Genomic DNA, 21,713 nt, shown 5'->3' with positions numbered 1-21,713 from the left:
AGGGAGACTCCTGAAAATTTGGGGAACATCCGGCAGCTGCCGGGTTATGAATGGGATGTGTGGGATGCTGCTGACACTTTCAACCCATCCATCGAACGCTGTGTCCGATGGCGGCCAAACGCGTTCAGGTCAGTCCCGGGCGACCACGACCAGGGCCGGCCGCAGCAGGCGATCGTTGAGCAGGTAGCCCTTCTGGAACACCTGGACCACGCTGCCCGGCGCCGCGCCGGGGGCGTCGACCTGGCTGATGGCCTGGTGGTGTTCGGGGTTGAAGGTCTGGCCGGTGGGGTCCAGCAGGGTCAGGCCGTTGTCGGCGGCGACCTTGAGCAGCTGCTTGTAGGTCAGCTCCAGGCCTTCGCGCAGCGGGCTGGGTTCGGCGCCGGCGGCATTGAGCCCGGCGTCCAGGCTGTCGAACACCGGCAGCAGCTCGCCCAGCAGTTTTTCGTTGGCGAAGCGGCGCGCCTGTTCAACGTCGCGGGCCACGCGCTTGCGCTGGTTGTCCAGGTCGGCGCGCTCACGCAGCGACTCGGACCGGAGCAGCGCCACTTCGTTGTGCAGGGCGTCGAGCTGCTGCTGCAGGGTATCGCCCGTGGCGGCGTCGCCGGCCGGGGTCTGGGATGCGATATCAGGCTGATCTTGGTTCATTTCCGGATCCTTGGCGGTGACTCTCCGCCTCCACCCACCCCAATGTGGGCGACCGGACCCGATTCAAGAGCTGGGGGCGTGTTTAGGTGCGATCCCGGGACAATCCGCCGCCGGCCGGGGCATCCAGGGCCGCACCGAGCACCTGGGCGGTGGCCTCCACCAGCGGAATCATGCGGTCGTAGGCCATCCGCTTGGGGCCGATCACCCCCAGCACGCCCAGCACCTGGCCGCCGGCCGAGTACGGGGCGGTCACCAGCGAGACGTTCTCCAGCGGCATCACCCCGGTTTCCTCGCCGATGAAGATGCGCACGCCCGGGGCCTGGATGGTGCGCTCAAGCAGCTGCAGGATCTCGCGTTTGCTGGCGAACAGGTCGAACAGCTCGCGCAGGCGGTCCAGGTCGGACAGGTCCTGGACCCCCATCAGCCGTGTCTGCCCGGCCAGCACCATGTCGTCGGCCGGCGGCGCCATCGCCTGCTCGGCCAGCTCCACGCTGTGGGCCAGCAGCTGCTCCATTTCCGTGCGCGCCTGGCGCAGCTCCACCAGCAGGGTGGCGCGGATCTCGGCCAGCGGGCGGCCGGCGCAATGGGCATTGAGGTAATTGGCCACCTTCTCCAGCTCGGCCGGCTCCCAGCTGCGCTTGGGCTCGATCACCCGGTTCTGCACCTCGTTGTCGGCGAACACCAGGATGGCCAGCACCCGGCGCGCATCCAACGCCACGAAATCGATGTGGCGGAACGCGAACTGTTCGCGCCGCGGCGCGCCGACCACGCCGACGAAATGGCTCATCGCCGACAGCAGCTCCGAGGCACTGCCGAGCAACGCCTGGGTGCCCGCCCCGGTGGACAGCTCGCTGCGCAGGCGGCTCAGCTCGCTTTCGCCGGGCGGCTGCATCTTGACCAGGCTGTCGACGAACACCCGGTAGCCGTGCGCGGTGGGCACCCGCCCGGCCGAGACGTGCGCCGAGCTGAGCAGGCCCAGGTCTTCCAGGTCACCCAGGATGTTGCGGATGGTGGCCGGACTGACGTCCAACCCGGCCAGCCGCGCCAGCGTCTGCGAGCCGACCGGCTCGCCGTCCTGGATGTGGCGCGCGATCAGCGTCCGCAGCAGATGGCGGGCGCGCGGCGCAAGATGGGGCGCGGAAGGGTGCATGGAATCAACCTGTGAGACGCGACGTTGGATAATGGCAGGAACACTGCCTGCCCCACCCATGCTAGCGTTGCGCGGCTCAAGAACCCAATACCATGCTCAGACATCTATCGATCAAGGATTTTGCCGTTGTCCGCGCCACCGAACTGGAATTCGGCGCAGGCATGACCGTGGTTTCCGGCGAGACGGGCGCAGGCAAGTCGCTGATGGTCGACGCGTTGGGCTTCCTGTCCGGGCTGCGCGCCGACAGCGGCGTGGTCCGCCACGGCGCGGCGCGCGCCGAGCTGTCGGCCGAATTCGCGCCGGGCGAACAGGCCCCGGCCCGGCAATGGCTGCGCGACAACGAACTGGATGACGAGGAGCAGTGCCAGTTGCGCCGGATCATCCGTGCCGACGGCGGCTCGCGCGCCTGGATCAACGGCCGCCCGGTGACCCTGTCCCAGCTCACCGAGCTGGCCGGCATGCTGGTGGAAATCCACGGCCAGCACGAACAGCAGGCGCTGCTGGCACGGCCCTCGCAGCTGGCGCTGCTGGACGCCTACGCCCGCAACGAGGCCGAGCGCGTCCAGGTGCGCCAGGCGGCTGGCCGTTGGCAGGCCCTGGTCGACGAAGCCGAGTCGCTGTCGCGACAGGGCGATGTCAGCGACCGCATCGGCTTCCTGGAACACCAGCTGGGCGAACTGCAGCGCGAAGACCTGGAGCCAGCCTCGATCGCCGCCCTGGGCAGCAGCCACCGCCGCCAGGCCCACGCCGGGGCGCTGGTGAGCGCCTGCGACGTGGCCGCCGCCCGGCTCAATGGCGAGGATGAGGTGTCGGTGCTGCAGCTGCTGCAGCAGACCCGGCATGACCTGGCCCGCGTGGCCGAACACGACACCCGCCTGGGCGAGGTGGACGCGCTGCTGGACAGCGCGGTCATCCAGCTGCACGAAGCGCTGGCCCTGCTCGACCGGGTCCACGACGACCTCGACGCCGATCCGGAGCAGTTCGAGGACATCGAACGCCGCCTCGGCCGCCTGCACGACCTGGCGCGCAAGCACCGCGTGCCGATGGAAGGCCTGGCCGAACACCGCGATGCGATGGAAGCCGAAGTCGAGCAGCTGCGCGGTGCCGATACCCGCCTGCAGGCGCTGGCCGGCGAGATCGACCGCGCGGCCGCCCAATGGCAGACCGTGGCGACCACGCTCAGTGCCAGCCGCGCCACCGCGGCCAAGGCGCTGTCGGAAACCACCACCACGCTGATCGGCGAGCTGGGCATGGGCGGGGGCCAGTTCCTGATCGAGATCGAACCGCACGCGGCCGCCAAACCGGACCCGAACGGGGCCGAGCGCGTTGAATTCCTGGTGGCCGCCAACGCCGGCCAACCGCCGCGCGCCCTGCGCAAGGTGGCCTCGGGCGGCGAACTCTCACGCATCTCGCTGGCCATTGAAGTGGCCGCACTGGGCCTGGATGCGGTGCCGACCATGGTGTTCGACGAAGTCGATTCCGGCATCGGCGGCGCGGTGGCCGATATCGTCGGCCAGAAGCTGCGCGCGCTCGGCGAGAAACGGCAGGTGTTGTGCGTCACCCACCTGCCGCAGGTCGCCTCCAAGGGCCACGCCCATTACCGGGTCAGCAAGGCACCGGTGGAAGGCATGACCCAGAGCGCGGTGGAGAAGCTGGATGCCAAGGCCCGCGAGGAAGAGCTGGCGCGCATGCTCGGCGGCGTGGAAGTCAGCAAGGAAGCCCGCGCGGCCGCGCGCAAACTCCTGCAGGAGACCTGACGGCGTACCCACCAACGGTGGGTACCTGCCGATGGCCTGACCGGGTTACGCCAACGGCTTGGCCAGGTCCACCTGTTCCACCAGGAAATCCAGGAACGCCCGCACCCGCAGGGGCAGGTAACCCCCCTGCCCGACGAACACCGCGTGCACATCTTCCAGGTCGCCCGGGTTGGCCTGTTCCAGTACCGGCAGCAGCCTCCCTGCGGCGACATCGGCCTGCACCTGGAACGCGGCCAGCCGCGCAATGCCCGCGCCGCCCAGCACCAGCCGCCGCAACGCCTCGCCATCGCTGGCACGTGCGTTGCCGCCGGTCGGCACTGTCTGCACCTGCCCCTGTTCGCGCAGCGGCCAGCCGGTCTGCGCACGTGCATGACCGATATCCAGCCGGTTGTGCGCCAACAGCGCAGCCGCATCCCCGGGCAGTCCATGCCTGGCTGCGTATGCCGGCGCCGCCACGATCATCATCCGGGTACTGCCCAGCCGCCGCGCAACCAGGCTGGAGCTCTTCAACGGGCCGGCCCGTACCGCCACATCGGTACGCTGCTCCAGCAGGTCGATCACCTCATCGGTCAGCATGAGGTCCACCCCCACCTGCGGGTGCCGCTCCAGGAAGGCCGGCAGCAGCGGCAGCAGGAAATGGTGGGCGAACGGCACGTTGCTGTTCACCCGCAGCCGCCCGCGCGGTTCGGCATGCGCGCTGGCGCAGCGTTCGGCCTCGTCCAGGTCGGCCAGCACGCGCAGGCCACGCTCATAGAACGCGCAGCCTTCCGGGGTCAGCTGCAGCTGGCGGGTGGAACGCTGCAGCAGGCGCGTGCCCAGCCGTTGTTCCAGCCGCGCTACCAGCTTGCTGACCGCGGAAGGACTCATGTCCAGCGCGCGGGCCGCCGCCGAGAAACTGCCGGCTTCGATCACCCGCACGAAGATCTCCAGCTGGCCGGAGCGATTGATGTCGGGTGTGGGCATTGGATGAATTCAGTTCACAGATGATTGTCCATGGCCAGTCTATTTCACAGATGGTCCGCCGCGCACCATGGCCTCCTCTTCCACGGGATGGCCCGCATGAACCGCTTGATCCGCTTTGCCACCGGCACTCTGCTCACCATTTCAGCCGCGACGTCCGCCGCCGCGTCTGGTGCCCCCGCGCCGCCGCACTGGGTTGCGAGCTGGCAGGCCAGCCCGCAGCCGGTGTGGGGCGCCGACTTCCTGTTTCCGACCGGTATCCCGCAGCTGCTGGACAACCAGACCTTCCGCCAGACCGCGCGGATCAGCCTGGGCGGGCCACGGCTGCGCGTGCGCTTGAGCAATGCCTACGGCACCACGCCCCTGCGGATCGGCGCAGCCAGCGTGGCCGGCAGCGCCGGGGCAGCGCCGGTCGCGCTGTCCTTTGATGGACACCCGGGCACGGACATCCCGCCCGGCCAGGACCGTCTGAGCGACCCGCTTGCCCTGCCCATTGCCGCCCAGCAGGCTGTGCAGGTCGACGTGTACGTTGCCGGTCCCACGCCCCTGCAGACCTTCCACTGGGATGGGCGCCAGACCAGTGCGATCGCCCCGGGCGACCAGACCGGCAGCGTTGCGCTGCGCGGCAGCGCCCCCACCACCGCGCGGCTGTTCCTGACCGGGATCGAGGTGGAAGCGCCAGCGGCGGCGCGCGCCGTGGTGGTGATCGGCGATTCGATCACCGACGGCGCCACCGCCAGTCTCGACCGCGACCAGCGCTGGACCGACCACCTGGCTGCCCGGCTGGCGCCGCAGGGGATGGCAGTGGTCAACGCTGGCATTTCCGGCGGGCGGCTGCTGCGTGACGGGATGGGCGACTCGGCGCTGGCCCGGTTCCAGCGCGACGTGCTGGGCGTACCTGGCGTGGCCAGCGTGGTGGTGCTGGTCGGCATCAATGACATCAGCTGGCCCGGCACCGCCTTCGCCCGCGAGCAGCCGCGACCGTCGCTGGCTGAACTCCAGGCTGGCTACCGCCAGTTGGTCGAGCGCGCGCATGCCCACGGCGTGCGGATCATCGGCGCCACCCTGACCCCGTTTGCCGGGGCGCTGCCGGGCACCCCGCTGGACGACTATTACGCCGCGGACAAGGACGCCCTGCGCCAGCAGCTCAATACCTGGCTGCGCGAGGAGGCCCCGTTCGATGCCGTGATCGACCTGGACGCCGCCCTGCGCGATCCGGCCGACCCGGCCCGGATGGCACCTGCGTTCGACTCCGGCGACCACCTGCACCCGGGCGATGCCGGCAACCGGGCGATGGCCGAGGCGGTGGACCTGGCGGTGTTCGGGCAATAAAAAACCCGGGCGCGGCCCGGGTTTTCAGATCGGAAGGCAACGGCGAAGCCGTTACTTCCTTTTCTTGCGCACGTAGAGCACCAGCGAGTGCTCTTCCAGCTCGTAGCCGTGGTCGGCGGCGATCTTGCGCTGAAGTTCTTCGATCTCGTGGCTTTCGAACTCGATGATCTTGCCCGAGTCCACATCCACCATATGGTCGTGGTGGCCGCCCCGGTCCAGTTCGTAAACGGCCTGGCCGCCTTCGAAATTGTGCTTCAGCACCAGGCCGGCGGCCTCGAACTGGGTCAGCACGCGGTACACCGTCGCCAGGCCGATCTCGTCACCGTGCTCCAGGAGCTGGCGGTAGATGTCTTCGGCCGTCATGTGGTGCTGGTGCTTCTGGGCGTCGCGCTGCTCAAGCAGGGCAAGGATCCGCATACGCGGATGGGTCACCTTCAGGCCAACTTTGCGCAGGTCGTGGGTTTCCATAAGTCTCCGTTCATTGGCGATTTAGCGCCAGCTGCCTCGGATTGGGTCGCGGCGACACGTTCGGAGTGTATCATCGACTGGATTTCCCAAAACGCCATTCCCCGATGCGCAATCTCCTGCTGGTCGCCGCCGTTGCCCTGTCCACCACGGGCTGCGGCATCATCTATAAGCAACCCATCTATCAGGGCAACCTGATCCGGGAGCAGGCCGTCGGTCAGCTGCAGGTGGGCCAGAGCAAGCAGCAGGTCAACGCGCTGCTCGGCACCCCCTCCATTGACGACCCCTTCCACGCCCAGCGCTGGGACTACACCGCCAGCCAGCGGCTCGACCGCCTCGGCCGCACCGAAGTGAAGAACTTCGTGGTGTTCTTCGAAGGCGACCAGGTCACCCGTTGGGAAGGCGACTACTTCCCCAACAACGATGCCCAGCTGGCCCGGGACCAGGTGCGCCAGTTCGGCCGCAACCTGGCCAAGGACAAGAAGAAGCAGCGCAGCCGCTGATCCGGCGCACCGCCCGGCACTTCACTGACCGGGCGGGTGGCGACGCGGCATCAGCGCGCGCGGGCCCGCTTGCGCCGGTTGTCCTTCGGATCGGCCAGCAGGGGCCGCAGCAATTCCACGCGGTCCCCGTCGTTGAGCACCTGGCTGGCCTTGGCCAGCAGCCCATGCACGGCCACGGCCGGGCAGGCCGCGCTGCCCTCGATGGCGGCGGCGGCAATGGCGTCGGCTACGGTGGCGCCTTCAGCCAGTTCCAGCGGGCGCGACTCGGCACGGTCGGGCCAGGCCAATACCACTTCCACCCGGATCACGGCTCAGTCCTGCTCGTCGGCGACGCGGACGAAGTCATTGACCATGCGGTCGGCCAGGCCCTGGAAGCCCAGTGCCAGCGCCGGCCCCAGCAGGCGTGAGTTGGGTTCGAACTCGAGCGTGAGGGTGACCTTGCAGGCATCTTCGGCCAGCGCATGGAATTCCCAGCGGCCGTGCAGGCGCTTGAACGGGCCATCGCGCAGCTGCATGTCGATGTGGTGCGGGCGCTGCAGGGTGTTTTCGGTCATGAACCAGGTGGAAAACGACCCCAACCCCAGGTCCAGCCGCGCCACCAGCCGGTCCGGACCGGATTCCAGGATCTGCGACGCCGAGCACCACCGGAAGCGGTGCGGGTAGGCCTCGATATCATTGACCAGGTCGAACATGCGGGCAGCCGAATGTTCGACCAGGGCACTACGTTTGATGGTTGGCATGCGAAGGCTTGGCTGGCGAATCGACCGCGGGGGCCCGAATCGGAGACAATAGGTAAATGAGCAAGAACAGCGGCAAGGATAAAGCAAAGAACGCGACGGCCAACAAAACCATCGCGCTCAACAAGCGTGCCCGCCACGAATACACACTCGAGGACCGTTTCGAGGCCGGCCTGGCCCTGCAGGGCTGGGAAGTGAAATCGATCCGCGCCGGGCGCGGCAACATCATCGACGCCTACGCCTACGTCAAAAGCGGCGAGATCTTCCTGATCGGCGCCCAGATCACCCCGTTGATCCAGGCCTCCACCCACGTGGTGGCCAATGACCGCCGCGAGCGCAAGCTGCTGCTCCACCGCAGCGAGATCGACAAGCTGGTCGGCAAGGTCGAACGTGACGGCTACACCATCGTCCCCACGGCGATGTACTGGAGCAAGAACAAGATCAAGCTGGAAGTGGCGCTGGCCAAGGGCAAGCAGACCCACGACAAGCGCGACGCCGAAAAGGACCGCGACTGGGCCCGCGAAAAGCAGCGCACCATGCGCCGCCACAACCGCGACGCCTGAGAGTCACCCCATCCGTAGAGCCGGGCCCTGCCCGGCTGCCCTACCCGCCCCAACTGTCCGGAGCACCGCGTGACCCAGGAAATCCCCCAGGAGACCGCCCCGAGCGCGGACCCCATCGCCACGCTGCAGGCCGACGTCGCCGCCTACGAGACCATCTTCGGCGAACTGGCCCGCGCCATGGACCCGGCCGCCCTGCTCAAGGTGCTGACTTACACCCTTCGCAACGCCAAACGCGTGGCCTCGGAGGCCCAGAGCTACGACTCGCTCGAGCACCGCCGCCTGGTCGCCCGGATCGAAGCCCTGATGGCGCGCGCCGAACCCGAAGCCCGCAAGCAGGCCATGACCCAGCGCAACGCCCAGAACCACGACCGCAAGGTCCGGGCCAAGCACCAGGCCGACAGCAAGCGCCAGCGCGAAGGCCGGTAGATCCGACAAGGCCGTGACGTTTTCAGGTGACTGTTCAGCTGAATCGGAGTAGGATCAGTCCCATCAAGTAACGTCTGGGTCGCCAGACGCCTTGCAGTTCTTGAAGAAACCGGGGGTGCATTGGTTTCGACGGGGGTTGTGAAGTCACTTGGTGCATGCCGAGGGGGCAGCTTTCCTCGTTAATCCAGCAGCAAACTTCTAGTTGCCAACGACGACAACTACGCTCCGGTCGCTCTCGCAGCCTAAAAGCTGTTTGAGTTACCTTCTGCCGACTTAGGCGGAGCCCCGAACCCACTTGTGTCCATGCTCGTCGGTGTAGGGTCATTATCATGGAATCGGTTGCGATGGCTGCCTGTCAGTTGCGACCTAACCTAAAGCAGGCTGATCCTGGGGTGCGTTTCGCACACCGTACTGCCACAGGACGACACCAAACGGTGAGCTAAGCATGTAGAACTGGGGATGGAGTGCCTTCGGACGGCGGTTCAATTCCGCCCACCTCCACCAATGCGGGGTCTGCGAAGACCCTGGAAAGCCGAGAGATCCTTTGGGACTCTCGGCTTTTTTATTGCCTTCAGGGCAGCGTGAACTTCCGCGCCATGCGGGTCGGCCACAGCGAGGTGAACTGCGCGCCGCCCTCCAGCCGGTAGGCGGCCGACACGCTGTGCAGCACGCCCAGCCGTTCCAGCACATCCTTGGCGCGACGGAAGGCCGGGCGCGGGTCGGCGGTGAACATGAAGAGGTTGATCTCCTTGGCGCTGACGTCGTACCCGTCCAGCTTGGCGGCGCTGCCCAGGGCGGTGCCCAGTTCGGCCTCGAGCGTGGCCAGGAAGGCTTCGTCGTCCAGCGACTTTCTCCAGAACTTGATGATCAGCTGGTAATCCATGCGGCGGGCCCGGGGTTGGCGATGGGGACTGCCCAGAGTACCCCCTGTTCCGGCACCCGGGTATTGCTGTCCGGGAACGCCTGCCTCGGTCGGCACGTCACTACAACAATTCCGATCCCGACACCGCCGCCCGATGGCGCACGGGTGATGACGGCCTGCCGGGATCCCGCGCCCTGCAACGACTTCTAAGCAGTGCTTGAATGGTTTAGTCAGGTTCGATGGATGTAGTGGATTGCAGCAGCAGAGCCCGTGGGTAGGATCGGCGCCCTTCCGCGCCCCCTGCGCCTGCCGCGACGCCCTGCCTGTGCCGACGATGTCTCCCTCCCCCGTCCTCTCCACTCGTTTACCTGGCGTGGCACGCGTGCCAGCCGTCGCGTCGCCGCCAACGCGCATGCCCAGCCCGCGCCAGGTGCACAACCGTACGGTGATGGGATCAGTGATCACGCTGCCGCTGCGCGGAGTACCCCACACGCAGCTGCGCGCGCTCGCCGACCGCCTGGCTGCGGCACCGATCGACACCACGCTGTTGCACGCGCTGATCGAGGGAGGGTTGCCGGGCACGCCACTTGGGGATGGCATTGCCGAGTGGCTGGCAGAGCGCTGCGTGCTGCCGGTGTGCGAAAAAGAAGAGGCGCTGGCATGGCGATGCGTGCTGCTGCATGCGCTTCGACTGCCAACTGCCCACTGGGAGGTTGAATGCATCACCGAACGGCAGCGGCTGACGGCCGCCACCGCCGCTGCAGACCCGTTTCTGCAGCGACTGCGCGACGCGCTTTATCGCCCGATGCACGTCACACCCGGGCAGTGGCAGGCACTGCTGCTTGAACGTCGCCAGCAGGACGGGCAGGCAGACGCGCGCGCGGTGGCGCTGGATGTTCAGAAGGACCTTCTCGGTGGAAAGAATGACCACCTCCGCTGGGCCTGGGCCCTGACCCAGCTTCAGACGCTGGCACCGGAAGCTTCGCAGCGAACGCTGCAGCGGGCACTACGGCATGTGCGGCAGCAGCGCGATGCCGGACTGGTCGAGCCGCGCGCCGGCCTGCCCAAGGTGTTCGACTCGCTGGATGCGTCCGCGATCAAGGCTATTTACGCGCGCCTGGCGGCGCTTCATGGGGGTGCAACCGATGCAGGCCACGCATCGTCCGCTGGTGTCACACCCCACGCGCTGGCCCTCGAGCTCCTGGCGGTATCCCATCAATCCAGCCTCGACTGCCAGGCACAGGTAATGCCGCTGGGCCGCTATGACAGCGTCGCCCGCGCGTTGGTCAGCCTGTTGAGCGCGCCGTTGCAGTTGCCGCAGATGCTGGGCACCGGCGCCGGCGTGGCGTATGCCGTTGCGGTGGGTGCGCGCCTGCTGGGTCACACCGCGCGGGCAGCGGATGCGGTTGTCGATGCCGCGCGGACGCTGGACCTCGATGCCGCCTGGATGCTTCCGTTGCAGACCGTTGCCTGTACACCGGCGGCTGGCGCCGCCACGCCTGCATCGAACAGCGATGCGCTGCTCGGTCGGCAGCGCCCCGGCACCGCGCTCGCGCAACCGGGCCAGTGCTGGGAAGAGCGGCGCACCGTGCCGGGCCTGCTGCGCGCGCAGGCGGCGGCGATGGGTGCGCTGCTGGCACGCCAAGCACAACCTGCTGCAACTTCACAGCGGACGCCGATGCAGGCGATGGTACCCACTGCAGAGGCGCGCTCTGTGCATCATCCCGCTGTGCTGCCACTGGCACTGTCCGGTGCACTCACCGACATGGGCGTGCCGGCGTTCGTCCCGACTGGCACGCCGTCGCTGCTCGGCAGCGCAGTCGCCCAAGCCATGGTGCCGATGCAAGGTGCGCTGCCACTGGCGGTACTGGTCCCGCTGATGGACCGCATTCCGCCGCGCGACTGGTGGGGGGCGCTGGACTGGCAGGTGCCGCGCACGCCCGCTGGGCTGCATGACGCCGTGACCGATGCCTTCGCCGTGGCCGGGCTCGACCTGCAGCAGCGCACGCCGACGCCGGCGGCGTTGGCAGCCTTCTTCGATGCTGCTCCCGCGCGCGCATGGTACGCCGCGCTGCAGGATTTCGCGCTGCTGCCCGAAGGCGCCAAGCGCACGCTTGCAGGCGGCGACAGTGCTGCCGCCCGCGCCTATGCCTTTACCCGCATGCTGGACGTGCTGACCCACGGCCCGCACGAGGACGCTGATGCTGCCGCGCTGCACCGGCTGGCCCGCATCGGCAGCGCTGCCGTCGGCCATCTGCAGGCGCAGGAGGATGTCCCACTGGCGGCAGCGCACGCGTATTTCGATGCACTGGCCTGGCAGACCGATACCGTCGCCGGACGCCTGGCGATGCCGATGACCGCGCCCCAGCTGGACGCCCACCATGCTCGCATGCGCCAGGCGTACGGCATGCCGGTCCCGCATCCTGGGGATCCGGCGCAGACCCGGCGCTGGCTGGTCGAGGCAGAGCCTGCGCTGTTGGATGCCACCGGCTTCGAGGTGCTGGACGCCGCCGACGCGCTCCTGGCCGACCTGCTGGTCAGCCTGCGCGGGATGGTCGATCCGTTGCGGTTCGGCGAAGGATGGGAGTGGCGCGGCAGTGCCCCCGCGGTTGCCGACTGGCGGGATCATCTGGAACGCCGCGCGGCGATGGCGGGCACGCACTGGGCGACCGAACTGGGCGCGCTGTTCCATCACATTGCCGCGTCGTTGGCGCGCTACGACGACCTGGAACCGGCGCTGCAGTCGGTCATCGATCCGCGCCGCAGCGATCTGCGCGTGCTGACCCGTGAGCTGATCGCACCGGTGGTGCAGCTGTATGCCGGACTGGACATGCCGATGGATCGTGCCGATCCCTGGTACCCGGTGGCGTACGCCACCTGCGCAGCGTTCTTTGCATGGGTGGGCGATACCCGTTCGTCGCCGGCACTGGACCTGCTCGAACGCATGGATCTGCGCGGCAACCCAGTGCCGCTGCGCCGGCTGCTGCCGCCGATCAGCATCGGGCGGCCGCTGCCTGGTGCGGTGATCCGCCATCTACTGGGCAGCGAGCGCTACCCGGCCACGGCAGCGGAGCAGGAGCCCGCCCTGCTGCGGCTGATGCGTGGCGATGAAAGCCGCGAGCTGATCGCCTCGACGCTGGGCATTGCCAGGGAAGCGGTCACGCCGGAGCTTGCACATGGCTTCTTCCGCACCCTGGCGGCGTTGCCCGGTGGTGAAACGCTGGGCGGCTGGCGAACGGCATTCGAGCGCGGTTCGATCTGGCACCTGTCACCCGCCGAATGGCTGACGCTGCAACCGGCCAGTGCGCTGGCCGCGTTATGGCGCGCCCCGGACGGCTACGACAACCGGCGCGGCCTGGTGAACGTGGTGAACCGCGCCAGCGCCTCGCGCGTGCAGACGCGCCAGGCGCAGGGCGTGCCGGAATTGTGGACGCGGATCATGGAAGGACCCGCTGCGCTCGATGACTGGTGCGGCAGCGACGACGCGCGCCACACGGTGTGGCGCCATCTGCTGCGCCCGCTGCCGGGCGGCACCGCGCCGTCGCGACTGGACCATGCCGCTCCGCTGACGGCCGCCACCTGTACCGCGCTGCTGTCGGCCTCGGCGCAGGCCCAGCTCGCAGTGCCTCCGGAACCGGGCGGATGGGGCGAGCGCACGGCTGCCGACGACGGCGCACCGGTATTGTCGTTGGCGATCGCGCTGCGTGCACGTTACCCGGCATTGACCACCGACGAGGCCATAGCCTTCAGTACCGTGCTGCTGCCGCCCGGTGCGCGTGCAGCAAGCGGGCCGGACGCACCCCTGCAGTTCCCGCTGCTGGCGACGCGCCGCGACCTTCCCGCACCCGCCGATGCCACCGAGCGGGCGCTGCCGGAATACGCACTGCGCGAAATGCCAACGCCCGCACCGGCCAGGTCCGGCCTTGACCCATCCCGCCTGCCCGAACTGGATACCCTGCTCGACCGTTTCGGGCTTTCGCTGCTGCACCCACGCAGTGAGCGCGACAGCGATGCGGCGCCATTGGCGGCCGTGGACGCGTGGGCGCTGATGAGCCGCACCCGCCAGTTCGCCGACTTCTGCCGGCCGCTGCTGGCCGAGGCCGGCTGGCACGGCGGCAGCGCGGGAGAGACAACGTCGCCGCGCGGCGCGCAGTCGCTGCTGGCAACGTTGATGCTGGAACGCTATGTGGGCCTTGACCGGATCGACGCCCTGCGTGATCGATTCGCCTCGCCCAGCGTCGTCGATGCGCGCTTTACCGAGCTAGCCCGGGAACTGCGCGATGCGGTGCTGCAGACCAACCCCGGCGCATCGCCGGCGGCTCTGGAGATCGTGTACTGGATGCTCGCCAGCGAGCTGGAGCAGCCTGCGCTGCTGGTCAGCGGCATTCCGGAGTGGCTGGGCTACGCAGGCTCGCCCCTGAGCGTGTCGCTGCTGCATGCCGCGACGTTCGTGAATGCCATGCAGCCCGGTGCCTGCGGTCGACTCGACTTCGACACGGTCACCGCCCTGCCCGCGCAGCTGGCGAAGCCCGTGGATGCCGCAGGCGAGCACGATGCACTGCATGAGGCGTGGGCACGCACGCTGGTGCCGGCGGCGGTGGCCTGTGCGAGCGCGCACGGCGTGATTCCCCCCAACACCCGGCTCGATGCGGTAAGCGGGCAGCAGATCAGCGACGCACTCGCCTTTCTGCAGGCGCAGCAGGGCCAGCACGCGTTGCATGTGGAGCAGCTGGGCAGCCCCGCACCGCGACGCATGGACGTTGCGGCACAAACGCTGCGCGAGGCCGGCGTGCCGCCAGCGCTGTGGTCGCAGCGCCCGGCGGATATCGGCGAGGACTACCTGGCGCAGCATGGCATCGTGCCGTCGCGCCTGGTGGCATTCGAATCGCATCTCTACGCGTTGGGCAAACCCTCGGCCGCGGGCGGTGATCCGCCCGACGATCCGCAGCAGCGGATCCTGGTCACCAACGATGATTCGCTGCAGGCACTGCTGGTGGCGGATGCCTATCTGTCCACCTCCGGACCCACCACCGCAGACCGCTACGCTGCCGAATTCGATACCTACCAGCGGCGCGTGGAGTCTGGCCTGGCCGGCCTGATCACCACGACACTGGAGGGCCTGCCCGCGGAGGACCGCCAGCTGCTGCAGGAGGCGACGTGCAGCACGCTGCGGGTCAGCTGCGATGGCCGCCAGGCCGACCAGGGCCTGCTGTTACGCTGCGATCCGGCCGGTAGCGATGACGCACCGGTGTATTACGAAATCGTGCCGCAGGCCGGCATGGCACGCCGGGCATGGGCGGACCCGGTGCTCGGGCCGCTGATCGATTTTGAAGGACTGATCAGCGGCGCGGTGCGGCGCACCCGCGATGGCAACGGCCTCAACCCGCTGCCGGGTCTGTCGCTGGCGTCTTCCGGCGTGGCCATCCGCGGCAGCGATGCGCAGAAGCTGAGCGGCATCGCCAAACTGGCCGCCACGCATCTGTGGCAGCCGGTGCTGGACCGCGTCCGCAACGAGGAGCTGGCCCGCCTGACCGGGCTGGAACAACGGCGGAAGCGCGAGCTGCATGTACTGAACGAGCTGGCCGAATTCGCGGTGCCGGGGTACGGCTGCGCCGAGCAGCTGCAGGCCGGTGACCTGTCATTGGGCACGCTCGCCAAGTGTGCGATGGACGCACCCGTGCTGGAGGTGGGCAGGTTCGTCGCCTGCACCGTGCGCATCGCGGAAGCGGCCGGCGAGCGCACCATCCAGTCGATTGCCGCCGAGGCCGGCAGCGCGCTGGTGACGCTGGGCAAGGACGTCGCGCGCAAGGGCGGCCTGGGCACGATCGAAACGGTTGGCAAGGGCGCCTTGTGGGCAGGCAGCCATGCCTGGAACAGTGCGCTGGAGGGCGCAGGTTGGCTGCGCCGGGCGCTGCGCAGCGGCACCGCGCTGGACGGATCAGCGCTGGCCGTGGAGCGCGCTGTCTCGCAAGGTGCTGCGCCGGCAGGCGCGGTGCAGGCCCTGAAGACACGAACGCCATTGCTGGCCGAGGCGCGGCTGGCCGACGGCAGCGTGGCGCTGGTTGTCGCGCAGCGCACGTCCTGGCACCGCTTCGACCTGATCACAGGTCACGCCTATGGGCCGCCACTGGAGGAATTCACCTTCGAACACGAGCTGCCGTCCATGATTCCGGCACGACGCACGGAACAGGGCCTGCAGGTATCGGTGGGCGATACGCCCGTGCAGTTCCTCGCACACGGGGATGACGAGTGGGACGTGCTGCTGCAAGGCCAACGCTACCGCCTCAACGCCGATGGCGACGCACTGGAAGCCCTGCCTGCCAACGCGCGGCCCACCGGGCCCGGTTACTGGCAACCGCTGCCGGCCAGCTGCCGCCCGCGGCGTTCGCTGGAGATGCTGCCGTGTGCGCGGCAGTCGCGACTGCGCTTCGTCCCGGATGCGGCCAGCGACCTGGACGTCGGCACCCTTCCACCGGAGCGTATGGACGCCCTTGCCGCTGCCACCCGCGAGTTCACCCTGGACCTGGCCCACGTCTCCCCCGACACCGGTGAAACGCTGCGCCTGATGGTGCACAAGGGCGAGTTCTGCGCGTGGCCCCCGTCGGCGAAGGGCGCACCTCCGACGTTGCCCCCGCTGCCGGCGGCGCTGCGCGACGCGCTCGGCCTGCCCGCCAGCGTGAGCTATCCCGACACGCTGCGCGGCACGCTGGTGGATGCGCCGGACTTCGGCCTGGGTGCGTCGGTGCAGGCGGCAGATCTGACGCGCCTGCGGCAGACGCTGCCGGTGGTGGACCTCGGCGCACTGGTTCCCGGTATCGCCGATGCGCGCCGCCTGCGTGCGATCCGGGTGGAAACACCGTTCCTGCGCGGGTTGTGCATCGAGCCCGATGATGGGGTGTTCTACCAGGCCGCGCTGCCGGATGCCCTCGAGGCCGGCGCCGAAGTGCAGTTCACCCGCCTGCAGGACGAGCGCGACGCGGCAGCCATCCATGCCTACCTGCGCACGTCAGAAGGCTACCGGATGAACCTGCTGCGCCCGTACCTGGAACAGGACCGGGAGAACATCGCGCGACTGGCGTACAGCTTCATCCGCCCCGGCCTGAGCGAGGACCAGCTGGCACAGTTCCCCACCTACGACGCGTACGTCGACTACTTCGCCGCGCACGGGCGCCCGGATGTGCTCAAGCGCTACGCCGACAGTGTGTTGACCGGCGAGCGCGAACAGCTCGGCTTCGTCCAGATCGCGCGTCGCCGCATCCCGGACTGGAAGGCGATGGGCAGCGCCACGGAGGAAGAACGCGGCCAGGTTGCCGACGTCCTCAATGCGCTGCTGCCGGCGACCGGTGGCAAGGGCACCTGGCAGCCGGTGGACGCGGCCGCGCTGGCCCTGCCGGATACCGGCCGGTTGATCCAGGCGCACCTGAAGGGCGCCAACCTGGCGTTCGCCGAGATCATCGACGATGACGGCAAGCGGACCATCGAGTACGCGCTCTCCGGTGGAAAGCGGGGGCGCAACGTTCAATTGCGGCAAGACGCATCGCTGGGTGACGGCACCCGCTTCGTCGATGCCCGCAAGGCGATGCAGGGCGTAGCACCCTTGAAGACGATCACCAGCCTGCCGGTGGTGCGCAACCTCGACAATCTCGAAGGGCGCCCGTTCGGCCGCGAGGTGGATTCGGAGCGGCTGATCGCCAGCGCCATGCAGGGCCACCCGCGCGCGATCTCGTTCAGGCTGTGGACGCTGCAGGACACCTGCCGCTCATGCGGCGGGGTGGTGATGCAACAGCTCCGCAACCGGTTCCCGGACGCCGAACCCTTCTCGGTGCGTTACATGGTGGACTACGGAGCCCCCGCGCGCGTGCCCGAGCCACTGCCGCCCGCTGCGGAGCGGCTGGAGCCCGACGCAGGGCTGGTCACCTATTTCGACCAGTGGCGTCAGGACGCTGGCATGAGCTAGCGCCATGGGCCATGCTGGTACCGGCGGCGGCGCCTCCTGCGGCGTCGCGCCCTGCCCCGCGCCCGAGGCCTGCATGGATTTCCTCAAGCTGCTGCGTTCGCTCGAAGAGTTCCTGTACGAGCTCTGCACCTGGTTCCTGTTCTTCCCGCGCACGCTGTACCGGGTGGTGATGCATCCGCGGCGGATGGCGCAGTACGTGAACACCGAACTGACCCAGAAGCTGGAGCGCCAGTTCGACGATGCGATCAGCCCGCCGATGTTCCTGATGCTGGCGGTGCTGGTCGCGCACGGGGTGGAGCTGCTGATGCACCAGACCGTGGCCGGCACCAGCGAGCTGTCGCGCACGGTGATGGGCAACGAGGAAAGCCTGCTGCTGTACCGCTCCATCACCTTCGCGATCTGGCCGCTGATCGCCACCGTGCACCTGCTGCGCCGCAAGCGCGTGCCGATGACCCGCGAATCGCTGCGCCGCCCGTTCTTCATGCAGTGCTACCTGACCGCGCCGTTCGCGGTGGCGCTGTCCACCAGCATGGTGTTCGTGCGCCTGCCTGGCGAGCTCTCCACCACGCTCGGGATCGCCACCGGCGTGGTCTCGGCCGGCTGGTACCTGGTGGTCCAGGCCAGCTGGCTGAAGGTCGCCCTGCAGCGCTCCTGGCTGAACTCGGTACTGTCGGCGCTGTGGGTGTTCGCGCTGGGGACGGCGATCAACATGACGGTGGGGATCGTGCTGCTGGGCAGCTGAGCCGCTGCCCGCCGCTGCCGCCAACGTCCGCATAGTCGGGCCCGGTCATTCCATGGCACCCTCTGCAAACGATTTCACGGAATGGAGGGATTCCCATGCTGTCTGCTTTTCGTCGTCCAGCCCTGCTGGCCCTGATCGCGCTGGCGTTGCCGCTCGGCTCCGCCCTGGCCAAGGCACCCGAGCCGCTGCGGGTGATGTCATTCAATGTCCGCACCCCGGTGGACACCGAGCCGAACAAGCGCTGGGAGGACCGTCGCGATGCGATGGTGGCGCTGCTGCGCGAGCAGCACCCGGTGGTGTTCGGTACCCAGGAGCTCAAGACCAACCAGGCCGACTACCTGGTGCAGCACCTGCCCGGCTACCGGTGGTTCGGCGAGCCGCGTGGGCCCGGCGACAATGAAGAGCACATGGGCGTGTTCTACGACAGCGCCGCATTGAAGGTGGTCGAATCGGGCAATTTCTGGCTGTCCGATACTCCGGAGGTCGCCGGCAGCATCACCTGGGGCAACCTGATGCCGCGCATGGTGACCTGGGCGCTGTTCGAACGTGCCGCCGACGGCAAGCGCTTCTACCTGTACAACACCCACCTGCCCTACCGCGATGAAGACGAGCCGCGCCGCGTACTGGGCGCCAAGCTGATCACCCAGCGCCTGGCCGCGCTGCCGAAGGACATTCCGGTGGTGGTCACCGGCGATTTCAACAGCGAACCGGGCAGCACCACGTATGCGGCGTTCACCACTGGGCTGGCCGATGCCCGCAAGCTGGCACGCAAGGTCGAAGGCCCGCGCCTGACCTTCCAGAACTTCAGCGATACGCCCACCGCCGAGATCGACTGGATCCTGGTCCGCGGCTTTGGTGTGAACCGATTCGTCACGCTGGACCAGAAACCGGGCGGCGTGGTGCCGTCGGACCACTACCCGGTCCTGGCAGAACTGGTGTTCCCGGCCGCGTCCACGCCTTGACCGGTAACGCGTGACGCTCAACGGAGCACAAGCGGTTCCCGGAAACCCAACGGCAGTCGATCGGGATGCGAAGCTACCCCCGGCGCAGGCCCTCGAGCGCTTTGCACAGGGCCTGGTGCTGTTCGCGCGCCTGGCAGATCCGGGCGCTGATGGCCAGGAATACGCCAACGCCCACTACGCCGATGCCGAGCAGGCTGTCGGGCAAGCGCGCGAAGCCAAGGCTCACGGTGAGGGCGGCGACAACCAGCAACACAATCACGCCTGGGGACAGTCCAGAGGACGCCGATGCCTGTTCTTCCTTTCCCGCACGTGGCGGCTTCCAGCAATTCCGTTGCATTACACATATCCCCGGGCAGGGACTGTTTTTAGCACCGGGTCGGTTCTACCCGGCAGAGGCAAAGCCGTCAGCGCGGGGTTCTCCGGTACGCCTTTGCGGCGAACCATTACAAAGTGTGCAGGGGGCGACTCTTGCCGCCCCCTGCCCTCCATCACCGCATCGTGCCGGCCACCGCCGGCGGGGTTGCATCCTGCTGCTGGCCCCAACCGCCCAGCGCCTTGTACACACCGACCACGCTGACGTTCACCGTCGACTCGGCCGCCGCCAACGCGTCATCCGCCGCCAGCTGGGTGCGCTGTGCATCCAGCAGGGTCAGGAAATCTTCCGACCCTTCGCGGTAGCGGATCTGCGCCAGCTGTTCGGCACGCCGCGCGGCCTGCGCCTGCTCGGCGACGATGGCCAGGCGGGCCTGCTGCTTGGCATAACGGGTCAACGCGTTCTCGGTATCTTCCAGCGCCAGCAGCACCGCCTTCTCATACTCGGCCGCCGCGCCATCGGCCTGGGCCTTGCTGGCCCGCAGGCGCGCCTTCACGGTACCGAAGTCGAACGCGGCCCAGCTGATCGACGGGGTCACCGACCACGCCTTGTTGTTGCCGTTGACCAGCCCGCTGGCATCGCCGGAGAGGAAGCCGACAAACCCGCTCAGGCTGATCCGCGGGAACAGATCGGCGGTGGCCACGCCAACCCGCGCCGTGGCGGCAGCCAGGCGACGCTCGGCCACGCGCACGTCGGCACGCTGGCGCAGCAGGTCGGTGGTATCGCCGAGCGGCAACGCCTTGGCATACGGCGCGGCATCACGCGGTTCCAGCAGCGTGTCCAACGCGTCCGGGCGCTGCCCCAGCAGCACCGCCAGGCGATGCCGCGACTGCACTTCGGCCACTTCCAGCAGAGGAATGTCGGCCTCGATCGCCTTCAACCGCGCCCGGCTGCTCTGCACGTCCAGTTCGCTGCCCGCCCCCAGGTCCCACCGGGTTTCGGTGAGCTTCTGGGTGTCGCGCAGGTTCACCAGCGTGCGCTTGGCGACTTCGATGCGCTTCTGGGTGCCGCGCAGTTCGAAGTAGTTGCGCGCCACTTCGGCGGCCACCGTGACCTGGGCGTCGGCCAGGTTGTCCTGCTCGGCGCCCAGGTCGGCACGCGCCGCTTCGGCGGCACGGCGCTGGCGACCGAACAGATCCAGCTCCCAGCCGGCGTCAAAACCAAGCTGGTAGGTCTCGCTGAAGACACGCTCGCCACCGGCGGTCAGGTCCGGCTGCTTGCGGCGGTCGTAGCTGCCGCCGCTGGTCACGTGCGGCAGCTGGTCCAGGCGCTGCTCGACGAACACCGCACGGGCTTCGCGCACGCGCGCCATCGCAATACGCAGGTCCAGGTTGTCGCCCAGGGCGTCGTGCACCAGCTGTTCCAGCACCGGGTCATCGAACTGCGCCCACCAGCTGGCCACCGGCGAGGTGGTGCTGAACACCGGCGCGGCGGCGCCCTGCAGGACCACCGGCTGCGCCGGTGGTGCCTGGTAGTTGGGGCCGACGCTGACGCAGCCGGCCAGCAGCGCGCTGGCAACGGCGGCGGTCAACACACGGATCACCATGGCAGCACCTCGCCCAGGTAGGTGAAGCTGCCGTTGGGGCCATCGGCACCGATCAGCGCCATGCCCACGCTGGAGCGCGCGCCATCGGCGATCTCGATCTCGCCTTCGCCGCGGTTCATGTCGGTCTTCACGTAGCCCGGGTGCACGGTGTTGACCTTGGTGGTGCCCTCGCGCAGCTCATAGGCCAGCTGCACGGTCCAGGCGTTCACCGCGCTCTTGGACGCGTTGTAGGCCGGCACCGCGAAACCGTAGATCGGCGAACCCGGCTGGCTGTGCAGGGTCAGCGAGCCGAGGATGCTGGAGACGTTGACGATACGCCCGGCCGGCGATGCCTTGATCAGCGGCAGGAACGCCTGGGTGACCGCAATCACGGCGAACACGTTGGTGTCGAAGGTCTGGCGCCACGTGTCCAGGGTCTGCGCCGACGGCGCCAGCGCGGGATCGTCGAGCAGGATGCCGGCATTGTTGACCAGGATGTCCAGCCGGCCATGGCGGTCGGTGACCTCCTGTACGGCGGCGGCGATGCTGGCGGCATCACCGACATCCAGCTGGATCGCCTCCACCGGCAGGCCTTCGGCCTGCAGCTTCAGCGCTTCGGCCACGGCGGTGTCGCGCTTGCGCCCGGCCAGCAGCGTGTGCACGCCGGCCTGGGCCAGCTGGCGGACGGTTTCCAGGCCGATGCCACGGGTGGCACCGGTGACCAGGGCGATCTTGGAAGTAGCGGTATTCATGG

The 21,713-nt window shown here is 68.5% G+C and carries 18 protein-coding genes and 1 other RNA gene; 9 read left to right on the top strand and 10 right to left on the bottom strand.

Translation table 11 applies throughout. From position 1 onward, the window contains the following. Positions 1-129: 129 nt before the first annotated feature. Positions 130-645, bottom strand: a complete 516-nt coding sequence (gene grpE, locus SOM39_RS12635) for a nucleotide exchange factor GrpE (protein WP_068851157.1) — start codon at positions 643-645, stop codon at positions 130-132. An 82-nt stretch (positions 646-727) separates the two neighbouring features. Next, a complete protein-coding gene (hrcA, locus tag SOM39_RS12630; RefSeq protein WP_068851154.1) occupies positions 728-1,795 on the bottom strand; it encodes a heat-inducible transcriptional repressor HrcA in 1,068 nt (355 codons plus the stop codon). A 92-nt stretch (positions 1,796-1,887) separates the two neighbouring features. Here hrcA and recN point away from each other — a divergent pair, with 92 nt between their 5' ends. Then, positions 1,888-3,552 carry a DNA repair protein RecN gene (gene recN, locus SOM39_RS12625; protein ID WP_320458520.1) on the top strand — a complete coding sequence of 555 codons (1,665 nt, stop codon included), beginning with the start codon at positions 1,888-1,890 and terminating at the stop codon, positions 3,550-3,552. Positions 3,553-3,597: 45 nt separating this feature from the next. On the opposite strand, the gene SOM39_RS12620 is transcribed toward recN, so the two are convergent. Next, a complete protein-coding gene (locus tag SOM39_RS12620; RefSeq protein WP_320458519.1) occupies positions 3,598-4,515 on the bottom strand; it encodes a LysR family transcriptional regulator in 918 nt (305 codons plus the stop codon). A 96-nt stretch (positions 4,516-4,611) separates the two neighbouring features. Here SOM39_RS12620 and SOM39_RS12615 point away from each other — a divergent pair, with 96 nt between their 5' ends. Further along, positions 4,612-5,844 carry an SGNH/GDSL hydrolase family protein gene (locus SOM39_RS12615; RefSeq protein ID WP_320458518.1) on the top strand — a complete coding sequence of 411 codons (1,233 nt, stop codon included), beginning with the start codon at positions 4,612-4,614 and terminating at the stop codon, positions 5,842-5,844. 51 nt (positions 5,845-5,895) lie between these two features. Here SOM39_RS12615 and fur read toward each other — a convergent pair whose 3' ends face one another. Then, complete coding sequence (gene fur / locus SOM39_RS12610; protein WP_068851145.1) at positions 5,896-6,312, bottom strand: ferric iron uptake transcriptional regulator; 417 nt, start codon at positions 6,310-6,312, stop codon at positions 5,896-5,898. Between the two features lie 104 nt (positions 6,313-6,416). Between fur and SOM39_RS12605 the strand changes: the two genes are divergently transcribed. Beyond that, complete coding sequence (locus SOM39_RS12605) at positions 6,417-6,812, top strand: outer membrane protein assembly factor BamE (RefSeq protein WP_068851142.1); 396 nt, start codon at positions 6,417-6,419, stop codon at positions 6,810-6,812. Between the two features lie 50 nt (positions 6,813-6,862). Here the strand turns inward: SOM39_RS12605 and SOM39_RS12600 are convergent, their stop codons facing one another. Beyond that, positions 6,863-7,120, bottom strand: a complete 258-nt coding sequence (locus tag SOM39_RS12600) for an RnfH family protein (RefSeq protein WP_217538738.1) — start codon at positions 7,118-7,120, stop codon at positions 6,863-6,865. Between the two features lie 3 nt (positions 7,121-7,123). Beyond that, on the bottom strand, positions 7,124-7,552 hold the full coding sequence (locus tag SOM39_RS12595; RefSeq protein ID WP_068851136.1) for a type II toxin-antitoxin system RatA family toxin: 429 nt from the start codon (positions 7,550-7,552) through the stop codon (positions 7,124-7,126). Positions 7,553-7,608: 56 nt separating this feature from the next. On the opposite strand from SOM39_RS12595, the gene smpB reads away from it, so the two are divergent. From smpB to ssrA, 3 genes are all read left to right on the top strand, one after another. After that, complete coding sequence (smpB, locus tag SOM39_RS12590) at positions 7,609-8,112, top strand: SsrA-binding protein SmpB (RefSeq protein WP_068851133.1); 504 nt, start codon at positions 7,609-7,611, stop codon at positions 8,110-8,112. Positions 8,113-8,181: 69 nt separating this feature from the next. Continuing rightward, on the top strand, positions 8,182-8,538 hold the full coding sequence (locus SOM39_RS12585) for a hypothetical protein (RefSeq protein ID WP_184123990.1): 357 nt from the start codon (positions 8,182-8,184) through the stop codon (positions 8,536-8,538). Positions 8,539-8,649: 111 nt separating this feature from the next. Further along, positions 8,650-9,042, top strand: a transfer-messenger RNA (tmRNA) gene (ssrA, locus tag SOM39_RS12580). A 67-nt stretch (positions 9,043-9,109) separates the two neighbouring features. On the opposite strand, the gene SOM39_RS12575 is transcribed toward ssrA, so the two are convergent. Next, complete coding sequence (locus SOM39_RS12575; protein ID WP_095364192.1) at positions 9,110-9,421, bottom strand: hypothetical protein; 312 nt, start codon at positions 9,419-9,421, stop codon at positions 9,110-9,112. A gap of 391 nt (positions 9,422-9,812) precedes the next feature. Here SOM39_RS12575 and SOM39_RS12570 point away from each other — a divergent pair, with 391 nt between their 5' ends. The 3 genes from SOM39_RS12570 (at position 9,813) to SOM39_RS12560 (ending at position 19,061) form a co-directional block, all read left to right on the top strand. Further along, on the top strand, positions 9,813-17,357 hold the full coding sequence (locus tag SOM39_RS12570; RefSeq protein WP_320458517.1) for a deaminase domain-containing protein: 7,545 nt from the start codon (positions 9,813-9,815) through the stop codon (positions 17,355-17,357). A gap of 73 nt (positions 17,358-17,430) precedes the next feature. Beyond that, positions 17,431-18,099, top strand: a complete 669-nt coding sequence (locus tag SOM39_RS12565; RefSeq protein ID WP_320458516.1) for a hypothetical protein — start codon at positions 17,431-17,433, stop codon at positions 18,097-18,099. A gap of 95 nt (positions 18,100-18,194) precedes the next feature. Then, on the top strand, positions 18,195-19,061 hold the full coding sequence (locus SOM39_RS12560) for an endonuclease/exonuclease/phosphatase family protein (RefSeq protein ID WP_320458515.1): 867 nt from the start codon (positions 18,195-18,197) through the stop codon (positions 19,059-19,061). A 73-nt stretch (positions 19,062-19,134) separates the two neighbouring features. Here the strand turns inward: SOM39_RS12560 and SOM39_RS12555 are convergent, their stop codons facing one another. The 3 genes from SOM39_RS12555 to SOM39_RS12545 form a co-directional block, all read right to left on the bottom strand. Further along, positions 19,135-19,320, bottom strand: coding sequence for a hypothetical protein (locus tag SOM39_RS12555; RefSeq protein WP_306298147.1), 186 nt, complete (start codon positions 19,318-19,320; stop codon positions 19,135-19,137). Positions 19,321-19,549: 229 nt separating this feature from the next. Further along, complete coding sequence (locus tag SOM39_RS12550) at positions 19,550-20,980, bottom strand: efflux transporter outer membrane subunit (RefSeq protein WP_068851111.1); 1,431 nt, start codon at positions 20,978-20,980, stop codon at positions 19,550-19,552. Then, positions 20,974-21,711, bottom strand: a complete 738-nt coding sequence (locus SOM39_RS12545; protein ID WP_068851108.1) for an SDR family oxidoreductase — start codon at positions 21,709-21,711, stop codon at positions 20,974-20,976. Before SOM39_RS12545 ends, SOM39_RS12550 begins: the two co-directional genes overlap by 7 nt. Between the last annotated feature and the right edge of the window lie 2 nt (positions 21,712-21,713).

The organism is Stenotrophomonas sp. CFBP8994, from assembly GCF_034044835.1.
Lineage (GTDB): Bacteria > Pseudomonadota > Gammaproteobacteria > Xanthomonadales > Xanthomonadaceae > Stenotrophomonas > Stenotrophomonas rhizophila_A.
This window is presented reverse-complemented; position numbering and strand designations above follow the sequence as displayed.